The sequence below is a fragment of the Phytobacter sp. MRY16-398 genome, from assembly GCF_003925915.1.
Classification (GTDB): Bacteria; Pseudomonadota; Gammaproteobacteria; order Enterobacterales; family Enterobacteriaceae; genus Phytobacter; species Phytobacter diazotrophicus.
Genome location: NZ_AP018756.1, coordinates 4,457,783 through 4,478,729, shown reverse-complemented (window position 1 = coordinate 4,478,729; position 20,947 = coordinate 4,457,783). Strand labels below are relative to the sequence as shown.

The following is a 20,947-nucleotide window of genomic DNA, read 5'->3' as shown; positions in this document are numbered from 1 at the left end:
ATCAGTCAGAAATAGTAAAGCCTCCTGCATAAATACAGGAGACTTATTTCACCTTACCTGCACAAGGTTATTTGCCAAGCGATGTCGCCATAGCCTGAGCAATAAACTGGGCTCTGGCGCCGAAGATCACCTGCACGCCTTTATCCCCGACAAAGACCACGCCGCGTGCGCCCACACCGTTAAGTCCTTCTTTATTCACCTGGCTGCCGTCCAGCACTTCAATACGCAGGCGGGTAATACAAGAACCAACGGAATCAATGTTTTTCGCCCCGCCCAGCAGGTCAACAATCTCGGTAACCAACTCCTCGTCCGTTTTGTCTTTCGCGTCCGCAGACACTTCGGTACGGCCCGGTGTTTTGACATCAAAGCGACGGATAACAAAGCGGAAAGTAAAGTAGTAGATCAGCGCCATCGGCACGCCAATGATCACCGCATTCAGGTAGTTTGTCTCATAGCCATTAAACGACGGCAGAATACCAAACGAAATGTAGTCGATAAGACCGGCTGAGAACGACTTCGCGATATGCGCATGCATCAGGTACATGGACATGTAGGCCAGGCCCGCCATGATCGCATTGAACACATACAAAATCGGCGCGACGAAGATAAAGGTAAATTCGACCGGCTCAGTGATGCCCGTTAAGAAACAGGTCAGCGCGGCGGAGAAGAGAATACCCGCAGCGATTTTTTTGTTTTTGGTATGCGCTTCGTGGTACATCGCCAGACAGGCGGCAGGCAGTGCGAACAGCATCAGCGGGAACTCGCCCTGCATGAATTTGCCGGCGTTCTGATAGGTGTCGCTACTGAATGACTTGGTGCCTTCTTCCAGCATTTTGAACCAGATTGTCTGGTCGCCGTGGATAACCTGGCCTGCCTGAGTGGTGTAGTCACCGAAGGAGTACCAGAACGACGGATACCAGATATGGTGCAGACCGAGCGGGATTAGCGCACGTTCCGTCAGGCCAAAGATAAAGGTTGAGGCTGCCTGATTATCGCCGTTAACGATAACGGAGAGCGCGTCAATGCCCGCCTGGATATGTTGCCAGACGTAGGGCAGCAGCAGGCCGAGAATAAACGACATAAACGCGGTGGCGATGGCGACAAAACGCTTACCGGAGAAGAAGCCCAAAAATTCAGGTAACTGCATGGTGTGGAAGCGGTTATAGCACCAGGCTGCGAGGATGCCGCAGATTAAGCCGCCAAACACCCCCATTTGCAGCGACGGGATACCGACCACCATCGCATATTTCCCGCCCTGTGAAGCCATTTCCGGCGTAATCGATAGCACGGTGCTGATGGTAATGTTGGTGACAAACACCGACACGGCCGCAGAAAGGGCGGCAATTCCGGATTCCGAGGCCAGACCAACCGCCGAGCCGATGGCGAACAGCAGCGGCAGGTTATCGAAAATAACCCCACCGGCATTCATCATCAGCGGTAAATGAAACTTATCGCCAAACGCCAGCAGCAGACCGGCGGCCGGCAGTAATGAGATGGGCAGCATTAACGCACGCCCAATCATGGACAACTTTGAGAGTGATTTAATAAACCCTGATAACACATTCATCGTGTGATTCCCCCGAATCCAGGCTTTTTTGTTGCGCGAAATACGCACATTTATTGTGAGTAGAACGTTCTAGTAAAACGTTCTACTTATCGTGTTAGAAGCGATTCTTCTCCGCAACTGAAATTTCACTTTCGGTCATAGCAAAATGTGATTATTTGAAGGCGATCAATTATTGACCGTGCGGACACTAAGGGAAATGGGGAGGGGAAACAGGCCCGATGAACGGGCCTGTAGAAAGGATATCAGGCGACTACGGTGACGCTTTGTCCCTGAAATACAACGGTTTGCCCGGCAACGATCTTGCAACGCTTACGGGTTTCGACCTTGCCGTCGACCTTGACCAGACCGTCATCAATAGCGATCTTCGCCTGCGCGCCGCTTTCGCTCCAGCCTTCCAGTTTCAGCAGATCGCACAGTTCAACGTGCGGATGCTTGCCCAGTGAGAATGTTGCCATCTTATGCTTTCTCCACGTCGTGGTACTCTTCGCACGCCTGTAGTGTGTTCTGAATCAGGGTTGCGACGGTCATCGGGCCTACACCGCCCGGCACCGGCGTGATATACGAGGCACGCGCGGCGGCGTCTTCGTAAACCACATCGCCAACCACTTTGCCGCTTTCCAGACGGTTGATGCCAACATCAATCACGATGGCGCCTTCTTTGATCCACTCGCCAGGAATAAAGCCTGGTTTGCCGACCGCAACGACCAGAAGATCGGCGTTTTCCACATGGTGACGCAGATTTTTGGTGAAACGGTGGGTCACGGTGGTGGTGCAACCGGCCAGCAGCAGCTCCATGCTCATCGGGCGACCGACGATGTTAGATGCGCCGATGACTACGGCGTTCAGGCCGTAGGTATCAATGTTGTAACGCTCAAGCAGCGTCACGATACCGCGCGGGGTGCACGGGCGCAGACGCGGCGCACGCTGGCACAGGCGGCCAACGTTATACGGGTGGAAACCGTCGACGTCTTTATCCGGCGAAATGTGTTCCAGCACTTTGACATAATCGATACCGGCAGGCAGCGGTAACTGAACCAGAATACCGTCGATTTCGTTATCGGCATTGAGCTTGTCGATAAGCGTTAGCAGTTCGGCTTCGGTGGTGGTTTCCGGCAAATCGTAGGAGCGGGAGATGAAACCCACCTCTTCACACGCTTTGCGTTTGCTGCCGACATAAATCTGCGACGCAGGGTTGCTACCGACGAGGATAACGGCCAGACCAGGGGCGCGTTTTCCGGCTGCCAGGCGGGCTTTCACCTTTTCAGCAACCTCAGAGCGCACCTGCTGCGCAATCGTTTTACCATCTATAATCTTTGCTGCCATCAGAGAGAAGATTCCATCTGTAACTAAAAAGAAGTGGGGATGTGTATATTTTGTCAGAAGTGGGCGGCGCTGTCAGTTACCGTTTATGTTTCGTGCGTAAAGGCAGGGCGGTGAAAGTGCGTAATGGTGCTCACTTCGCGAGCATCTGAGAGCAAAGTCATTGACTCGACAGGTGTTGACCGTATAATCCCGATCCGCAACTCTCCCGTAAGGGATATCAGTGCGCCCTTAGCTCAGCTGGATAGAGCAACGGCCTTCTAAGCCGTAGGTCACAGGTTCGAACCCTGTAGGGCGTACCATTTTCAAGATGTTAGGCTAACTTCAACCCAGCCTGATTCCCTCCCTGTGTCGTATTTTTGTCGTTATTGCCAAAAATGGCATCTATTTACCGTGCGTGCTTACGCCTGATGGGGGCATTATAGCGCAGCTAAATTGATGAAACCTTATTTAAGGGGATGCCCCGGCACAAGTTAATGGCGTTTATACACTCGGGCCGGGGATTGGTAAGATATTGAAATAACAATGCGCTAATAAATTTACTCTACACTTTTTATTTTAATCATCTTTATTTCACTAGTGTGACGGTTATACATGTTTATATAGCACCTCGTAAAAGCGGCTCCCAGGAAGTGTGTTGATTGAGCGTCAGTTGTTGCTACATTGCAGTAATCGTCACGGTATTTTAACCATTCGCTCTGGCTTTTCTTGAATGTATCGATCATAAGCTTTTTGCGATATTAATGGGCCTGGCGTTCATTACGTAAGATTGTGAGGCGATCGAGGGGGAATAGTCTGAGGACGTTATTGTTGTCGGGAGCGTGACGTGTTTCGTTAACCATGCCGACTACGACCGCAGCCCGGTGATGTGGAATTAAAATGTCGTTTTTGTGTCGTGAAGGGATAAACCGTTTTTTCTCAGAGGTATTTATTACGACACGCAAAGACGCAAATACGGTTCCGAATGCGGAAAACACTTTTTTCACAGTATCTTAATTCGCATTCAGGGTTCTTTAAGCCGTAGGCCACAGGTTCCAATCCTGTCGGTTTTCATCCACACAACGATTCGTTAAACCTGATGTGGTATGGCTGTTCCGCTGCTCTTTGTGCAAACGCCTTTTCGGAACCCTTGCGTATTTCCAGCCGCGCGTTGATGGCTTCTGCCGTGATAGCACATCCTGTATTTTCTAACTCCATCACTGCGTAACCGATAGCTTTCGCCATCTCCTCTTTACTCTGTTCTGTTGCTCGCATAAAACCACCTCAACGATAAGGGTATCCACTTCTCTGACTATTACACCTTCATGCGCAAGGTTACCAGGTGGTTCGATTTTCTCAGGGGGTTCCATGGACGCTTTTGGTGGTTAACTTAATGTATTTATAGAGTTATATGATTTATATATGGCCGGGTTGGGAGCCAGATCGCCAGGTTATGGAACCATTACACTGAGGGAAGCAGCCAGAATTACAATCTGCGTGGGCGCGAGTTATGTCATTTACCTATTTTCTTTCCGTAGCGCGGATACTGACGAGTAAAACTCTTGACTATCCCTTCGCCCTGTTAACAAAAAAGCCGCCCATCGGGGCGGCCTGGTAACACGCTATATCACTTAGAATGACCAGCGGAGATTGGCGTTCACGGCGTTGACACGGGTGTCGGAACCGATTTGTCCTTTATAACCGACATTCAGCGTCGCTGAGTGCGGCAGTGTAAAGCTGACGCCCACGTCGCCTACCAGCATATCCTTGTCAACCGGGTTACCTTCGCTCGTGAAGCCGTCGCTGCCAGCAAACGCCATACGCGAGGAGGCTTTTCGGTCACCGTAGGCGTGCTGCCAGCCTAACGAGCCGTAAAGGCTGACGTTTTTCGGCAGTTCAGTCACCGCGCGTGCGCCGAGCGTCGAGAAGAAGGTATCAACCGTGTCGTTACGCACGCTCAGGGCTGCAGCACCGCCGTCCTCTTTGAAGTCATCCGTGTTCAGACGGATATAGCTCAGGTTAACGAATGGCTCGATATTTTGCTCCGGCTGGCCGAAGCGGTAGCCTGCTTCGGTGAAGGCCTGCAGTGAGTTGGCATCGTAATTGGCATTCAGGCGATCCGAGTAGCCGCTGAAATCAACCTTACGTTCGGCGTCAATTTTATGCCAGGTGTAACCCAGTGAGCCACGCAGGGAGAACGCGTCCTGACGCGCCGCTGCATACAGGCCGAGATGGTAGTTATCGATATCCATTGAGGAGCGACGGCTGTCGACATCGTAATTTCCACGGCTGTAACCGAAGAAGCCACCCACTCTTACGTTATGACTGTCCAGCTTACGATCGGCCCCCAGCAGGAAGCCCGCGGTGTTACCGTCCAGCTTACCAGTATTACCGTCGCCGTCAGTTTTCACCCAGGAGCCGAATGTCTGTCCCCACACACCGTTGTTCTGCACAGGGGAGGACTGAGCAAATGACATGGCCAGCGGCGGGATCGGCAGCGTGTCATTGTCGAATGAACTCGCCATGCGCTGATTCAACACGTTAAACAACTGAGTGCTGCCCGCAATAAGCGTGGACTGAACGGAAGGGTAAGCCTCGCCTGAGAGCTGATTGAACGCGTCGCGTGCTTCCGGTGCGCTTAACATCAGCAGCGAGTTATAGAGTGCCAGCGATGGGCCGCTTTGTGTGAGGGTCGAGAGTGCGCCTGCGGTATTCCACTGGTTGCTCGTTTGTGCCACAGTCTGGAAGATGCCCGGTTTGCCGCTGCCGGGGTTGCCCGCACCCGGATTACCCGGATTCTCGCCACCCGGATTACCCGGATTTTCACCGCCGGGGTTGCCCGGATTCTCACCACCCGGATTGCCCGGATTCTCACCGCCCGGATTACCCGGATTCTCACCGTTCTCTTTCTGCGTGATGCTCAGGTCTACGGCATTCGCGCTCTGATTCAATGCCACATCCAGGAAGGCAGATTTAGAGACCGCAGAGGCGAACTGACCATCAATACCGCCTGCCGAGTTGAGAATGCGATAGACCTGGCCGCTCTGGTAGCTGGTCTGCGGATCGAGTGCGGTGACCTGCACGGTAGCCTGATTGCTGATGGTGGTTTTACCTTCCACGTTCAGCAGATCGCTGCGCCCGTCACCGGTAATATCGACGTCATAGAACGACTCGCCGATAAAGTTCAGGTAGCGTTTCAGCGTCAGAGTGCCGATGCCGCCATCACCCGGAGAAATATGACCGCCGGAGAGGATCTCCGTTTGCCCGAGGGTGCCGTTGCCGCCAAGGGTACCGCCCGCTTTAATCGACGCGGCGCTACTGTAGCCAAGACCGTTGCTGACGTCACTCCCGGCGGTGGCGTTGAGGATTAACGTCCCGCCGTTTTCCGCGCTCAGGGTCTGGATATCAAAAATATTGGTTTCAGGCTGCGTATTGATATCACTGGCAATAATGATTTTGCCGCCACGGGCGAGGACATTCGCTTTGAGTCCGGTCAGGTCGCCGTTGAGTGTCGTCTGCCCCGAGGCGTTGATGACATCACCTTCGCCACTCATGGTGTTGGCGAACAGATAATTATCATCGGTGTGATTGAAGTAGACGTAGCTGCCGAACAGCCCACCGCGCAAGACAACTGCCGTCTGGGCATCAATGGTGCCCGCGCCACCTGCTGCGCCTAACGTTGGCTCAGTAAGGCCGGTGCCGGTATCTATATTGCCGCGGCTACCGATAACCAGCGCTCCGCGGTTGGAACCCGATCCGGTATCGCCCAGCACGATCGCGTTACTGCCTGCGGAGATCACCGCCCCATCCACCGCTGACACGACGCCGTTACCGTAATCGCCCACGAGGATATTGCCACCGCTGGTGAAGCGGGAATTATTGCCCGCGACGTACAACTCGGCGGTTTTGCGCGTACCGGGAACACCCTCGACCTCAACGCTGCCGACATTAACTGCGCCGCCGTTGAGCACGTCGAGATCGCCGTTAAGTGTCAGTAACTGGGTGACGTTCCAACGGGAGTTTTCACCCGTCACTGTGGCTTTCGGGTTCAGCTTGTCCGTTTCATCCGGATCGTAGCCATCACCGATGCGTGCCTGGAGGTTGGTGGTAAGGAGCGCGCCATCCTCGATTGAAACGGTAGAGCGTGAACCCGCGGCGGTGCCAACGCTCAGATAGTTGCTGGTGACGCGGGAGTTCGCGCCAGTGGCGATAAGGTGGCTGTCATAGCCCCGGGTGGTGCCCACCACAATCTCTTTCGCGCTGGCCAGCGCGCCATTTTCTACCCGTAGCGTGCCGAGGCCAAGGTCCATACTGCCGTGCAGTACGAATTGATCGTTCAGGGCGTTCAGCTCAGCATCCGGTCCGCTGACCGTCACCGTGCTGTTGAAAATCTGACCGTTATAGAGCCTGCCGATATTGACGTTGTAAGCCGTTATTTTCCCGTTATTGATGAGCAAGTTGCCGCTCTGCGTGCGGCCCACATAGACATCGTCGGTATAGACTAACGACTGCGTGACCTGGGTATCGCCGTCAAAAATCACATCGGCAGCCCGGGTATCCTCGGGCATCAATAACATCAGTGGGGCAGAGAACAGAGCGAGGTAAAGTTTAGAAAGTGAGGTTTTCACTTTTAATTGGTGCGAGAAATTGTCATTCACGTGCTATCTCCAGATTGATTAACGTGATGTCGCGAAGGTCATTGTTTTATAGAGATTAAATTCACTGACTTATATGACGCTTTATTTCGCGAATTCAGGCGTGCAGGTAAATTATCCGGCGAAGCGAAAACCTATAACTCCCTGGTTATTACGCTGCGGCGGGTAAATATAGAGAACGGCAATAACGTTCTCTGCGACAGATTATTTATGGGTAACAACCGGCGTACAGGTTGGTGCGCTCAGGGTCGGCGCAGAACCTAAAATTCCCGGCATCATCATGGATGAGCAATCAAAAATACGGCCTTTTTCTGTGGTCGCGCGATAGGTAAGTTTTTGCCCGCCCAGCGCATCAGGCTGAGCACCATTCACCTGGGTAACGGTAATTTCATCGGATGATCCCAGTCCCAGCATTTTTGCTGTTTCCGCCTGAAGGAGCGGAATAGCCTGATCGGTTTTCAACGTTGAACAACCCGCGACCATAATTGTAACGGCGAGTGCGATGAGTGGCTTTTTCATAAATTATCCTTGTAATCAGTCCGTATCGATTGCGCTATGGCAAAACATTTCTCTTTTTTAAGAACTGAAATAAGATATTTCTCTTTTCTGGAATACAAAACCCTCCTAAAGTAGGGAGTGTTGTTGATGTGGAAATTGGCAGAATATCGCCCTTTCCACTCACCAAAAGGAGATACCTTTGGGAAAATATTATGCGTTGGTTATTGATGACCACCCTTTGGTCGGCAGCGGAATTGCTAATTTTCTGGCGTCCCATTTAGGGTTCAGATCAGTCATGGTGGTGGCGGATGAGGAGAGCTGTTATCGGCATATCCGCGACAATGGCCCGCCAGACCTGCTGATCATTGATTTCTGGCTTTCATCTTCTACCGCACTGAAATTACTAAAAGAAATTAAGAACAACTTTCCAAAAGTGCGTTTGCTAGTGGTAAGCGGCGACGAAAATAATGATATCCGGATGAAAGTGCAGAATGCCGGGGGGCATGGTTTTGTGCTGAAAAACGAGGCGCCGGAATTATTTGGTGAGGCAGTTCAAGCGCTTATGAATAATCAGACATGGTTTCCGGAGCCTCATGCTGAGATAAATGAAAAAGACAGTGCTATATTGCAAAAATTTAACTTAACGCCACGTCAGGGAGAGGTTTTACAGATGATGATGCGTGGATTGCCCAATAAAAGAATCGCTTCGCAACTTTCAATATCAGAGCCTACGGTTAAAGAGCACATCAGCAATATTTTAAAAAAACTGGGTGTGAATACCCGTGTGGAAGTCATTACACTTCTCCACGGCCAGCGGGACGAATCATCATGAAATGGATAGCCGATGTGGATAATAGTGCCATTTCATCGCGCGCGCAGATCCGCCTGCTCAATAATACCTTTATCCGCCTGGTGTTCAGCTTTACTGCTGTGCCTTTTGTCGGCATTCCATTTGCAATCTGGATATATTGGTTAGGGGGAAACACCGGGCCAACCCTTGTCTGGATCGTTATTTACCTGCTCTGCGCAGGGTTAATCAGAATATGGCACCGACGCTATCTGCGGGAAATTAAAGAAAATAATGCAGATGATGTTCTGCGCCGCTGGCTGCCGAACCTTAATAAGGTCGCCTTCGCTCACGGCATGGGTATTTCTTCGCTTTACCTGATTACCCCGCAGAACCAAAACTTTGATTTTTTCCTGCTGCTGAATATCAGCATCGCTGCGATTGTCGCCGCCAACGCGACGCATTTAACACCGGTCATCAGTACCTTTAAACGGTTTTTTTTCTCTTCCTGGGGATTCTTAAATCTCGGCATCATCTGGCGTATGGACGACGTGATGTTGATCGTTCTGATGCTGAACCTGCTGTACGGTTTTGCGATCTACCGTCACGCGTTAACGTCGCATGCCTTTTTTATTCAGCAGGCCAGGCTGGAAGAGGAGAGTGCGCGTCTGGCAGAACAATTTCGCCAGGCAAAAGAGGAGGCTGAGCAGGCGCTGCGCGATAAAAATCAGTTTCTGACCACCGCCAGCCACGATCTGCGCCAGCCCGTACACGCCATGGGTTTTCTTATTGAGGCGATTATTCATAAAAACAGCAATGACGCGCTGATGCCGCAGTTGCTGGACTTGCAGCAAAGCGTGCGCTCCGTTCAGTTGATGTTCAATTCGTTACTTGATCTGAGCAAGATTGAATCGGGCAATATGATGACCACCACAACCCATGTGGACATCGGTGCGCTGCTGGATTCAGTCATCACGCTGTTTCGCGAGGAGGCGAAAAGCCGGGGACTGAAGCTCCGTACCTGGCGGCCCGGTCGGCGCATCTACGTGATGGGCGACCCGCTGCTGGTGCGCCAGTCGCTGATCAATCTGATCCAGAATGCCCTGCGCTACACGCCGCGAGGGGGCGTGCTGGTGGCGATCCGCCCGCGCGGTGAAGCGTGTCTCCTTGAAGTGTGGGACACCGGGGTGGGCATCGCTGATGACGAAAAAAACAAAATCTTCTCCCCTTATTACCGCCCCGAACTGGCGTGGAAAATCGACAGTGCCGGGCACGGCCTCGGGCTTGCCGTGGTGGCGCGCTGCGCGAAATTGATGAACGTCACTTACGGTATGCAGTCTATTGAGGAGAAAGGTTCCCGCTTCTGGATGCGCTTTCAGCAGCATCAGGGAGAGAGTAAAGCGCTCGATCCCACCCCAGCCATTGACGCCGTCGTACCGGTTACCCGCCGGGCATCGCTACGGGGAAGCTGTCTTGTGGTTGATGACGATCCGCTGGTCACCTCCGCCTGGGAAAGTTTGATGAGCAGTTGGGGGATCGTTGTGCGCTGCGCCGCCTCCGCCGAAGAGGCTTTTGCTATTGTCGACGGGGGATTTACCCCAAGCGTCGTGCTGTGCGATCAGCGATTGCGCTCGGGCGAAAGCGGTTTTGAAATCCTCAAGGCGCTACTTGAACGCCTGCCAAAGGTCAGCGGGGCGATGGTCAGCGGCGAGTTCAACTCTCCGGTACTGCGCGACGCAGAAGAGGAGGGGTATCTGGTGCTGCGCAAGCCGCTGGAGCCTGCAACGCTGCATGCTCTGTTAACACAGTGGTCGGCCAGCCAGTAAGCGGCGCGCGATCGGCAAAAACGGGGGAGAGACAAGTCTCCGCCGCTTAGAAATAGTGTGTTCTGGCGACAAAAACGGCGGCGGCGATAAGAGCCAGGACAACCGCAAGGCCCTTCATTTTACGCGTTTTCTCGAAAATGACGGCAATAAGCTGGATAACGATGATGCAGATAAAGTTCAAAAGCGAGGTCAGGTCGCTGTTGCTGGTATCTGCGGTGATTGAACCCGCAGATAGTGAGGGATCCATTTCACTCATCCATGAATATTTATCGACGGAGATCAGGCATAAAAGTATAAGACCCAGGCAGTACGTCAACAGTAAAACAATCCTTACTAACTTATTCATGTTATCCCCAAATCAGTCTGCTGAATCGCTGCCAGTGATTGACAATAAAGTCGCCATACGACGTATTTCTCTTAATTTCTTCCAGCGTCGGGATAAGCCCCCTATTGTAACGTGCGCCGATAATCCGGACATCTTCCATGCTTAACGTTGCGGGCAGCTTGTCATAATCGGCCAATTCCGGTGCAGAAATTTAAAGGATAACGTCACGGGTAGTCATAATACTGAGAGGCGATATCCGTCGGAATAGCAGATATTTAATACTGTAATCTGCCTTGCGCTTTATCTGACAGGGAATGGCTTTCTGGATGAGGGGGGCCTGGAATGACGATGTTAATTACCGGGAACCCTCGTGCACGGGTTCCCGGTGTGTTACGGATCGATTAGCGACCCGTATTAAAGAAGGCCACGGTTTGCGTCAGCCGCCGGGTCTGTGCTTCCAGGGCGCTGGCGGCGGCAACAGCATGCTGAACCAGTTGGGAGTTTTGATGCGTCACCGAGTCGATTTGTACGATCGATTCATTCACCTGACTTATCCCGATACTCTGCTCATCGGTCGCCACCGAGATTTGCGACATGATATCTGAAACGCGCTGCACGGCTTCAATCATCTCGTCGATATGGCTTCCGGCGGTTTTGATCTGGGTAGAACCACTGTTGACTCGCGCTACCGACTCTTCGACCAGCACTTTTATCTCCTGTGCGGCTTGAGAGCTGCGCAGGGACAGATTTCGCACTTCACTGGCCACTACAGCAAACCCTTTTCCTTGCTCACCGGCGCGCGCTGCCTCAACGGCTGCGTTCAGCGCAAGAATGTTGGTCTGAAAGGCAATGCTATTGACCACCTCAATAATGTTGGCGATTTTACCGGCGCTTTCAGAAATGCCACTCATGGTGCTGTTCACATTCTGCATCATCACGCCACTGCGCGAAGCGATATCCACCGCGCCTCGTGCCAGTTCGCGCGCCTGCCCGGCATTTTCTGCGTTTTGTTTTACGGCAGCGGTAATCTCTTCCATGCTGGACGACGTTTTTTCCAGCGACACGGCCTGCTGCTCGGAATGTTCAGCAATCTCCTGGTTTCCGGCGACGATCTCATGGGTGCTAGTGTTAATGACTTCCGCGACGCCCCTGATCTCCGCGATAACCGAGGTCAACTGCTCGCGCATGACTCCCATTTCATGTACCAGACTTTCGTTATCGTTGGCTTTCTTGTTCACCGCCTGCGACAGGTCCCCGGAGGCGATCCGCGAGACGACTTCTGCGGCATAACGCGGTTCACCACCGAGCGTTTTCAGCGTGCTGCGATTAATGGAATAGACAAGAATCGAAAGTACAAGGCTGATGACAACGAATTCAATCATATTCTGGTAAAGCGAACTCATAAACGCTTGCTGAATATCATCGACATATAACCCGGTAGTGATTATCCAGCCCCAGGGTGTCCACGGAATACTGTAGGCAACTTTAGGTTGCGGCTCTGTTTCGCCGGGGCGCGGGAAAATATACTGCGTGAAACCGGCGTTATCATTTTTGGTTACCGCCACCATATCCCGAAAAATATAAACCCCATTTGCATCGGAAATATCTGGTCCTTTGCCAATGAGCGCGGCATTTATCGGGTGCATGATGACCTGCGCCTGGTTATTCAGAATGGTAAAATAACCGGTTTCACCATAACGCAAATCTTTAATAGTCTGAAGGGCCCGTTGCTGAGCCTCCTCTTGTGAAATCAATCCTTTGTCGGCAAGTGCAGCCTGCGTTTTTACAACGTTAAGGGCTAACTGCGATACATGCATTAACTCCCGTTCTCGCAATGTGAGCTGGTTCTCTTTAATTTTTACAGAGCCGAAAAATAACGTTCCGGCAAGACATAACAGCGCGACGATGAGTGGGATCCACAGTTTCTGGGCAAAGGATAATTTCATAGCATGCTAACCTGTTGTTGTTTTATATGGTTGGTTTAGCGTCGGCAACCCTGGTATCAGACCGCGCTATATCTTTTATCGGGAATTAAAGAAAAGAAATTAATCGATAAAATCGATATAAATATTAAATATGTTCCTTTTTTGTTATAAAGAAATTAACTGCTTGGTAAATAAAGAGTTAATATTAGTAACGCGGTTGACGATTTTTATGTCATGAAGATAAATATGAGGGCGATCACACTAATATTTTTAGTGGGATTAAAGTTATTTAATAACAAGCGAAATAGGGGGGGCAGGGGAGACGAGACGGTATAAAAAAACCCCGAATCAAATCATTCAGGGTTTTCACAAAAGCCATTAACCTCACAAACGATTAACGGTTTTCTTCAATGTAGCGCGCCAAATCCGCAGGGGTTTTCAGCACGGTGGCGACTTCGGTCGGCGGGATCATGCAGCCGTAAACGTCCTGCACTTCCAGCACCAGATCGACCGCCAGAATTGAGTCGAGAATGTCAGACTCAATCAGTTCATCATGAAAGCCCACTTTGCGGGATAACACTTTTTCAAACAGGGCGAGAATTTCTTGTTCCATAATAGTTTCCTGGCTAATTAATTCGTGCGGGCATGGGTGTCCAGCAATTTACGATCGATTTTGCCGTTCGGATTAAGCGGCAATGCATCTTTAATAATAATTTGTGACGGCACCATGTAATGGGGGATCACTTTCGAAAGGGATGTTTTGATCACCTCTGGTGCCAGATCCGTCACGCAGAATGCCGCAATTCGCAGAACGCTTCCGCATGATTTCATCAGCGGCAGCACAACCGCTTCACTGATGCCGGACATCGCCAGCAGGCGATTTTCAATCTCGTTGATTTCAATACGGTAGCCGTTCAGTTTGATCTGGCTATCGTTGCGGCCCTGGCAGTAGATAAGACCGTCTTCGTAACCCAGATCGCCGGTTCTGTAACCGCGATATTCTTCACTTTCGCGTCGCAGCAATTTTGTCGCGTTCTCTTGCGGCAGGCCGAGATAACCGCGCATCACATTTTTACCCCAGATGATCAACTCGCCATCGGCGGTAATTTCCATGTGGGTATCCGGCATCATCACGCCAACGGGCAGCAGCGGGTTGTCGTTATTGAGAATTTCATCGGTGATTTCAACCACCGTGGTGGCGATAGTCGCTTCCGTTGGGCCGTAGGAGTTAAGGATTTTGGCCTGCGGGAAACGGCGGCGTAACTGTTTTACCAGCGCTTTATTTAATACTTCACCAATGAAGATAAAGACATTCAGTTCAGGCAGATAGTCGCTATTAAACTGGGGCGACAGCAGGCGCTGATAGGCAAAAGAGGGGGTGGAAACCCAGACGGAAACATCGTTCGCTTTCAGGCGATCCAGCCAGTTTTCCGCCGCGATATCTTCTTTCGCGTTCAGCACAATATGCCCACCAGTCGCCAGATTCGCCAGCAGGGGGATCAGCGAGAGATCGAAGCTGAACACCGCGTGGTTCATCAGCACCGGTTTTTCCGGCAAGGAAAAGTCCTGACTTACCCACTTCATGAAATGCCAGACGCTTTCACGTCCAATCTGCACCCCTTTCGGTTTTCCGGTGCTGCCGGAGGTGAACATGATGTAGGCGAGATCTGGCTCGGCCAGTACCTGGCCGGTTATGCCGGTCGCGATAAATTTTTTCGCGGCCACATCATAATAGAAGGGGGCATTGGCGAGCTGGCAAATCTCTTTGAGACGCTCCTGCGGATAGATGCAGTCCACCGGAATGTACGGAATATTGTGCAACAGGCAGCTATAGAGCGCGACGGCAAATTCCGCCTGCTGATGCCCGTACAACACCACCGGCGTACCGGCAGGTTGGTTGCATTGTTGGTAACGTTGCGCCCAGTCAGTAACCGCGACGGAGAGCTGTTGCCAGGTGATGGCTTCATCGCTACCGCTGATCGCCAGTTGCTGAGGGGACGCGGGATCGCGTAATGCCGCACGCAAGAAGTCTTGTAGTTCCAGAAGTTCGGAGTCATTTTTCATAAGGGAGACATTCCACTAAAGATGTAAAGGGAGGCCGCGGCGCTTCCCAGCGTCAAAATTCGTCCCACAAACACAGAAACCGGATGTTGAAGTCCGTTGCTCAAAGCCGGATGGCGTTTGGCAAACCATTGCAGCATGTTGTGAACAACGGAAATGGCGCCAAACAGCGCGCCGCTAATGACGTAGTGTCGTTCGAGTCCATTCCATGCCCCCATACAAAATAGGGTGCAGAAGATGCCAATATTTTGCGCCAGCGTTTTGTTCTGGCGGAAAAAATTGTGCTTCATCAGATTCATATAAATCGGCATAAAGACCACATCCCTCAGCCATTCAGAGAGGCTGATATGGAAGCGGCGCCAGAAATCCTGCGGGGTTTTCGCCAGAATCGGCATATTGAAGTTTGCCGGAATGTTCAGGCCAAATAAGCGGCCCGCCCCGATAGCCATGTTGCTGTAACCCGCAAAATCAAAGTAGAGATAGGCGCTGTAGGCAATCGACATCACCACGCCCACTTTCAGGGTAAACGCTTCATGGCTCCACGGCTGAACGACCAGAGTATCGACCAGCATGGCGAACAAGAATTTCTGGATAATCCCGGTAATAATTTGCTCTAAAGCCACTAAAAACTGCTCACGAGTCAGCGTGAAAACCGGTTTATTGATATCCGTCATCCAGGTCCGCCAGCGATACATCGGGCCGGCCAGGATAATAAACGGCATAAACAGGTAGCAGAAATAGTGCAGAAAATTCTGGCCATCCTTTTTACTGCGGTACAGCAGCACATCGATGGCGCGGAAAGTCATAAAAGAGAGCCCGATCATGCCCCAGTGGTTGTTCAGATGTAATTTCACCAGAAACAGCGGCAGCAGCGTTAATGTGACCGCCTGCCAGGTTTTTAACCAACCTTTCTCTTTTAATGTGACAAGAATATAAAAACTGAAAAACACTGCCGCCGGGACAATATAGTCGCCTTCGAAGATATACCCCCAGCCTAAAGCCGCCAGCACGGAAAAAGCGGATATATATGTCAGTCGGTGACGCAATACGCGGTTAACCAGCGCAAACACCAGCGCTGATGAGAACAAATAGAAGAAAAACATGCCTGAGCTGTACATTATTCGTCCTCAGAACTTTTGATATTCAAAATGCAATTGCAAACTCATGCTGTCATCCACGGAGGTCCACGCGACAATGGTTATCGCCAGCAGGAGATAAAGTAAAAACAGGCGAATGGCGGTTTTCATCATTTAAAGTTCTCCGCGATAAAGCGAACCATAGGAACCCATGCCGTTTCCGATGGGTGCAGACGATCCCAGTTCCAGCCGTTTTGATACGGCATCGCATACATATCTAAATAAGGCACCTGGTTTTCCGTCAGGATTGCCTGAATTTGTTTATCAACCGGCTGGAACGTATTGGTATTGGTCAGCGCCCACGGGTTAATCGGGTCGACAATCGCAATCACCTGGACATGGCGCTCTTTCAGGAGTTTGATGGTGGCGCGGAAAACCTCGATTTGCTTTGGCACGACAGGTGTGTCATCCCACTGCTCAGGGGTATCCCCGGCCTCATAAACCGCCTTGTCCATCCACATCGTGGCTGCACTTTGCTTGCGTACTTTGTTGAGTTCACGGGCATTCGCCAGCTCTTGATCCCAGTCGGGCATCGTTATGTTGCCAGGCTGTGCGGGCCAGGGTTGCGCGGCAGGCTGTGGCTCAATATTGAGCAGGTCCAGCCAGTCGTTTTTTATCATGGTGCAGAAGTTGGCAAACTGATAGCTCACCTCTTCCCAGATCAGGTCCGGATGCCAGCCATAAATGGCCATTTCACCAAAACTCAAATGGCTGATATCGTCCGCTTCAATATGTTTTAAGTAATTGACCAGCAAAGGACGAGCCTGCTTGTCTTTCATTAATGGATCGAAAATCGAACCCGGGAAATTATCCGCAAAGATCGCCGGAGGAAGCCCATTTGAATAAAAGCTATCCGGTGCCAGGAGCAACACCACTTTACTGTTTGCGTTAAGGCTGTCTTTAAAACGGGAGAACAGTAAAAATTGTGTGACGTCGTCGACATAACTATCGCCATATGCCACTAAAGGTCTGTGCAATTGCTTATTGAAGTAATTATAGGCAGCGTAATGTTCATTTTCGGAAGTAGAAACTTCTGATGCCCCGATAAAGAAAATCGCATTCCCTTGTAATGCATGGGAAATGGTGGCTATTTTTTCTGCTTGCTCTTTTGGTGTGCCTTCCATCGATTTAATCATCGGCTGGAATTTAAGCGGCGGATCAAAGCTCGTCACCACCGGGTGAACGCTCAGAACCAGGATGGCGAGGAGAGCCATCAGGATATGTAGGCACAGAGTATTTTTGATTTTCATTATCATTATAAAAAAGTAAGACTACATGACATTAACTTGTTTAAAATTTGTTGATTCTTAGTGTTACAACAAATAGACAACAAATGGGACAATGGGTATTTGGACTTTATTCCAATCTATCTTCTTTGACATTCTATACCAGGTGCATCTGAAAAGATGAGCATTGCTGTGTAACGGTATGTACAGCATTAGCGTGTTAATAATAAGCGCTGCATTTATAAAGAAAAGAGTGTGCCGGGGCTGACTTCGCCATGCTTACTGCGAGTGGTAATCAACAACGATAAAGGCTCAGGTACATCGACCTGACAACCATTGGCAATGCGGTTTCGATAGAGGCGTTACACAATTGTCCGCGCCGGGAGAGGAGCGGACGTATCTGTCCTGTACTATTTCACAGGTACAGGGCGGCGATGGAGAACATCTTGCGTCATCCGACGCATCTGAGCGATAAGACATCAACAAGACGCAAGTAAGATCAGCACGCGCTTATCATTAGAGCATGCCACTCGATTTCAAATACGCCCACCACGGGAACCCGACGGTAATATGAATAACAAACGTTAATATTGCGACAATCGTACCCGTTATCCACCAGGATTTTATATCGTTATAGCCAGCCGCAAAAATAATTGGCCCTGCCGCGCCGCCATAATGGGCAATGCAGCCACCGGATGCAAATAAATAACGAATTTTCAGGATAGGGTTTGCTCACCAGACCAATGGTCGCCGCAAGATAAATACTGGCCAGTACCCATGCCTCTTTTGATAGGCTGTCAGGCGGTGTTGTCATTAATGAAAGGCTGATAATGAAAACGAGGAATAATAATTTAGCGCTCACTTTAATTAACCCATTCCTTTGGCAATATCAGAGGTCGCATTTAAAAATGAGACCTCTGCCAATTCAAAAAAACAGGTAATGAGAAGGCGAAAAACATGCCCGGGAATATTACCGGGCATGTTTTTGAGACGATTACATTGTTACCACGTCAATTCGCTGCTTTTCCGCTACTTGATACTCTGCCAGCGTATGGAAATTTAAGTAACGATAGGTCTCTTCACGGGTGTCATTGATTTTGTCCATATGCCAGTGATACTGCTCAACCGTCGGCATTTTTCCAAGCATGGCCGCGATGGCACTGAGCTCAGCCGACGCCAGGAAGACGTTTGCATCGGTACCAAGGCGGTGTGGGAAGTTGCGGGTAGATGTTGAAACAACGCTGCTCCCTTCCTTGACCCTGGCCTGGTTACCCATGCAGAGAGAACAGCCCGCCGGTTCGATGCGTGCGCCGGAACGGATGAACTTATTAAAATAACCCTCGCTTGAAAGCTGTTGGGCATCCATTTTGGTTGGTGGGGCAATCCACAGGCGGCCAGGGATCTCTTTTGCATCCGCCAGTAGCTTCCCGGCGGCCCGGAAGTGACCAATGTTTGTCATACACGAGCCAATAAACACTTCTTGTACCGGTGTGCGCGCAACCTCAGACAGTAAACGGGCGTCATCCGGGTCATTGGGCGCACAAACGATCGGCTCCGTAATTTCAGTCAGGTCGATGTCAATAATTGCGGCGTACTCGGCATTTTCATCAGCGCTGAGTAATGACGGATTGGCCAGCCATGCTTCGATCTCTGCAATACGCTTTTCAAGGGTCGGCGCGTGCTGATAACCCTGGCTAATCATCCAGCGCAGCAATGTGGCATTGGAACGCAAATATTCGGCAACGTTCTCTTCTTCCAGGCGTAGCACACAGGCAGCCGCTGAGCGCTCTGCGGAGGCATCCGCCAGTTCAAAGGCCTGCTCAGCCTTCAACATGTGTAAACCTTCGATTTCCAGAATACGACCGGAAAATATATTGCGTTTGTTTTTCTTCTCGGTGGTCAGCAACCCTTGTTTAATGGCGTAGTAAGGGATCGCGTGAACCAAATCGCGCAGGGTGATCCCTTTTTGCATTTCACCCTTAAAGCGGACCAGCACAGATTCCGGCATATCGAGCGGCATAATTCCCGTGGCGGCGGCAAAAGCAACCAGCCCGGAACCGCCCGGAAACGAGATCCCTAAGGGAAAGCGCGTATGTGAATCCGCGCCCGTACCGACGGTGTCCGGGATCAGCATACGGTTCAGCCATGAGTGGATAATCCCATCGCCGGGTTTCAGCGCAACGCCTTTTCTGCTGGTAATGAACTGCGGCAGCGTCTCATGCAAATTAACATCGACGGGTTTGGGATAGGCTGACGTATGGCAAAAAGACTGCATCACCAGATCGGCAGAAAACCCTAAGCATGCAAGGTCCGTCAGTTCATCACGTGTCATCCCGCCGGTGGTATCCTGCGATCCCACGGTGGTGATTTTAGGTTCACAATATTGCCCAGGACGAACACCTTCCACGCCGCACGCTCTGCCCACCATCTTCTGCGCCAGCGTAAACCCGGCTGAGGATGGCGCAGGCGCTTTGGCTTTCCTGAAAATGGACGTTGCCGGCAGGCCTAAAGAGGCCCTGGCTCTTGCCGTTAAGCTGCGGCCAATGATCAACGGGATGCGACCACCCGCCTGGACTTCATCCAGCAAGACGTCTGTTTTCAGGCTGAATGAGGCAATAAGCGTCTGATCGTGATGATGGCGAATCTCGCCCTTGTACGGATAAAGATCAATCACCATTCCTGTCGATAAACCGGAGACATCCACTTCAATGGGTAATGCGCCGGAGTCCTCCAGGGTATTGAAAAAGATCGGCGCAATTTTCCCGCCTAAGACAACACCCCCGCTGCGTTTATTGGGGACAAAGGGAATATCCTTCCCGATATGCCAGAGGATGGAGTTTGTTGCGGATTTTCGTGAAGAGCCGGTCCCTACCACATCGCCAACGTAAGCAAGAGGATACTGTCGGGCTTTTAGTTCCCGGATCTGGGCGATTGGCCCGTATTGCCCCGGTTGGTCCGGGTTCACACCTTCACGGGGGGAACTCAGCATGGAGAGCGCATGCAGGGGAATGTCCGGACGTGACCATGCCTCAGGGGCTGGCGAAAGGTCATCGGTATTGGTTTCGCCGGGCACTTTGAAGACTGTCAGCGTGACTTTTTCCTCAAGCTTCGTGCGTTCGCTAAACCACTCGGCATTCGCCCATGACGTAATAACCGCTTTGGCATGCACATTCCCGTTACGGGCTTTTTGCTCAATATCGTTAAATTTTTCAAAGATAAGAATAGTGTGGCTGAGTTTATTCGCCGCTAACTGAGCCAGTTCACTATCGTCCAGCGAATCAATGAGCGGCTGAATATTGTAGCCCCCCTGCATGGTTCCAAGAATAGTAATAGCGTCCTGCGGCGTGATACCGAATTCACTTGTTTTTGCTTTGATAATTTTATCAAGGAATTCTGCTTTCACTTTTGCAGCAGCATCAACGCCGGGAGAAACCTGGTTAATTAACAGGTTAATTAACGCCTCTCGATCCTCGCACCGTTTATTTTCGAGGAGGGCAATTAATTCTCTGACCTGTTGCGCGGTTAAGGGTTTAGCGGGTATTCCATTTTCTGCGCGCTCAGCGACATGCTTCTTATATTCTTCAAACATAAAATATCCTGACCTTATCATAAGGAAATTAAAAAATGTGCTATGGTGTTTTT

The 20,947-nt window shown here is 50.9% G+C and carries 18 protein-coding genes, 1 tRNA gene and 2 pseudogenes; 3 read left to right on the top strand and 18 right to left on the bottom strand.

Annotated features, from left to right (window positions below; all coding sequences use genetic code 11):
* Positions 1-67: 67 nt before the first annotated feature.
* From MRY16398_RS22025 to folD, 3 genes are all read right to left on the bottom strand, one after another.
* Positions 68-1,567, bottom strand: a complete 1,500-nt coding sequence (locus MRY16398_RS22025) for a PTS transporter subunit EIIC (protein ID WP_041852426.1) — start codon at positions 1,565-1,567, stop codon at positions 68-70.
* Positions 1,568-1,809: 242 nt separating this feature from the next.
* Positions 1,810-2,022 carry a ribosome-associated protein YbcJ gene (gene ybcJ / locus MRY16398_RS22020; protein ID WP_041852425.1) on the bottom strand — a complete coding sequence of 71 codons (213 nt, stop codon included), beginning with the start codon at positions 2,020-2,022 and terminating at the stop codon, positions 1,810-1,812.
* Position 2,023: 1 nt separating this feature from the next.
* Positions 2,024-2,890: a bifunctional methylenetetrahydrofolate dehydrogenase/methenyltetrahydrofolate cyclohydrolase FolD gene (gene folD, locus MRY16398_RS22015; protein ID WP_041852424.1), complete on the bottom strand. Its 867-nt coding sequence runs from the start codon at positions 2,888-2,890 to the stop codon at positions 2,024-2,026.
* Between the two features lie 222 nt (positions 2,891-3,112).
* On the opposite strand from folD, the gene MRY16398_RS22010 reads away from it, so the two are divergent.
* A tRNA-Arg gene (locus MRY16398_RS22010) sits at positions 3,113-3,189 on the top strand.
* A gap of 11 nt (positions 3,190-3,200) precedes the next feature.
* On the opposite strand, the pseudogene MRY16398_RS31045 reads toward MRY16398_RS22010, so the two are convergent.
* From MRY16398_RS31045 to MRY16398_RS21985, 5 genes and pseudogenes are all read right to left on the bottom strand, one after another.
* A pseudogene (locus MRY16398_RS31045) lies at positions 3,201-3,275 on the bottom strand (hypothetical protein); the annotation flags it as partial.
* A 151-nt stretch (positions 3,276-3,426) separates the two neighbouring features.
* Entirely contained in the window at positions 3,427-3,612 is a 186-nt protein-coding gene (locus MRY16398_RS22000) for a lysozyme inhibitor LprI family protein (RefSeq protein WP_075203652.1), read from the bottom strand.
* 325 nt (positions 3,613-3,937) lie between these two features.
* The gene (locus tag MRY16398_RS21995; protein WP_079497892.1) at positions 3,938-4,141 is read right to left on the bottom strand and encodes a hypothetical protein; all 204 of its coding nucleotides are present in this window, start codon (positions 4,139-4,141) and stop codon (positions 3,938-3,940) included.
* A gap of 356 nt (positions 4,142-4,497) precedes the next feature.
* Positions 4,498-7,524, bottom strand: coding sequence for an autotransporter outer membrane beta-barrel domain-containing protein (locus MRY16398_RS21990; protein ID WP_125125186.1), 3,027 nt, complete (start codon positions 7,522-7,524; stop codon positions 4,498-4,500).
* A gap of 201 nt (positions 7,525-7,725) precedes the next feature.
* The gene (locus MRY16398_RS21985) at positions 7,726-8,040 is read right to left on the bottom strand and encodes a putative periplasmic lipoprotein (RefSeq protein ID WP_041852341.1); all 315 of its coding nucleotides are present in this window, start codon (positions 8,038-8,040) and stop codon (positions 7,726-7,728) included.
* A gap of 178 nt (positions 8,041-8,218) precedes the next feature.
* Between MRY16398_RS21985 and MRY16398_RS21980 the strand changes: the two genes are divergently transcribed.
* Together MRY16398_RS21980 and MRY16398_RS21975 are read left to right on the top strand one after the other, a co-directional pair.
* A complete protein-coding gene (locus MRY16398_RS21980) occupies positions 8,219-8,851 on the top strand; it encodes a response regulator transcription factor (RefSeq protein ID WP_041852340.1) in 633 nt (210 codons plus the stop codon).
* Positions 8,848-10,632: a hybrid sensor histidine kinase/response regulator gene (locus MRY16398_RS21975; RefSeq protein WP_125125185.1), complete on the top strand. Its 1,785-nt coding sequence runs from the start codon at positions 8,848-8,850 to the stop codon at positions 10,630-10,632. The genes MRY16398_RS21980 and MRY16398_RS21975 overlap by 4 nt, the downstream gene beginning before the upstream one ends.
* Positions 10,633-10,678: 46 nt before the next feature.
* Here MRY16398_RS21975 and MRY16398_RS21970 read toward each other — a convergent pair whose 3' ends face one another.
* The 10 genes and pseudogenes from MRY16398_RS21970 to acnB all read right to left on the bottom strand — a co-directional run bounded on the left by MRY16398_RS21970 (position 10,679) and on the right by acnB (position 20,894).
* Entirely contained in the window at positions 10,679-10,879 is a 201-nt protein-coding gene (locus tag MRY16398_RS21970; RefSeq protein WP_125125184.1) for a hypothetical protein, read from the bottom strand.
* Between the two features lie 479 nt (positions 10,880-11,358).
* On the bottom strand, positions 11,359-12,903 hold the full coding sequence (locus MRY16398_RS21965; RefSeq protein WP_125125183.1) for a methyl-accepting chemotaxis protein: 1,545 nt from the start codon (positions 12,901-12,903) through the stop codon (positions 11,359-11,361).
* A gap of 373 nt (positions 12,904-13,276) precedes the next feature.
* A complete protein-coding gene (locus tag MRY16398_RS21960; protein WP_041852336.1) occupies positions 13,277-13,495 on the bottom strand; it encodes an acyl carrier protein in 219 nt (72 codons plus the stop codon).
* 17 nt (positions 13,496-13,512) lie between these two features.
* Positions 13,513-14,946 carry an AMP-binding protein gene (locus tag MRY16398_RS21955; RefSeq protein ID WP_041852335.1) on the bottom strand — a complete coding sequence of 478 codons (1,434 nt, stop codon included), beginning with the start codon at positions 14,944-14,946 and terminating at the stop codon, positions 13,513-13,515.
* Positions 14,943-16,061 carry an MBOAT family O-acyltransferase gene (locus tag MRY16398_RS21950; protein WP_101999298.1) on the bottom strand — a complete coding sequence of 373 codons (1,119 nt, stop codon included), beginning with the start codon at positions 16,059-16,061 and terminating at the stop codon, positions 14,943-14,945. Before MRY16398_RS21950 ends, MRY16398_RS21955 begins: the two co-directional genes overlap by 4 nt.
* A 9-nt stretch (positions 16,062-16,070) precedes the next feature.
* Positions 16,071-16,193: a hypothetical protein gene (locus MRY16398_RS31175; protein ID WP_255423173.1), complete on the bottom strand. Its 123-nt coding sequence runs from the start codon at positions 16,191-16,193 to the stop codon at positions 16,071-16,073.
* Positions 16,190-17,329, bottom strand: a complete 1,140-nt coding sequence (locus MRY16398_RS21945) for a D-alanyl-lipoteichoic acid biosynthesis protein DltD (RefSeq protein WP_071195764.1) — start codon at positions 17,327-17,329, stop codon at positions 16,190-16,192. The genes MRY16398_RS31175 and MRY16398_RS21945 overlap by 4 nt, the downstream gene beginning before the upstream one ends.
* A 492-nt stretch (positions 17,330-17,821) precedes the next feature.
* A pseudogene (locus MRY16398_RS21940) lies at positions 17,822-17,998 on the bottom strand (anion permease); the annotation flags it as partial.
* Positions 17,937-18,167, bottom strand: a complete 231-nt coding sequence (locus MRY16398_RS30695) for an anion permease (protein ID WP_172600679.1) — start codon at positions 18,165-18,167, stop codon at positions 17,937-17,939. The pseudogene MRY16398_RS21940 and the gene MRY16398_RS30695, both read right to left, overlap by 62 nt.
* A gap of 132 nt (positions 18,168-18,299) precedes the next feature.
* Entirely contained in the window at positions 18,300-20,894 is a 2,595-nt protein-coding gene (gene acnB, locus MRY16398_RS21935) for a bifunctional aconitate hydratase 2/2-methylisocitrate dehydratase (protein WP_125125182.1), read from the bottom strand.
* Positions 20,895-20,947: the final 53 nt, after the last annotated feature.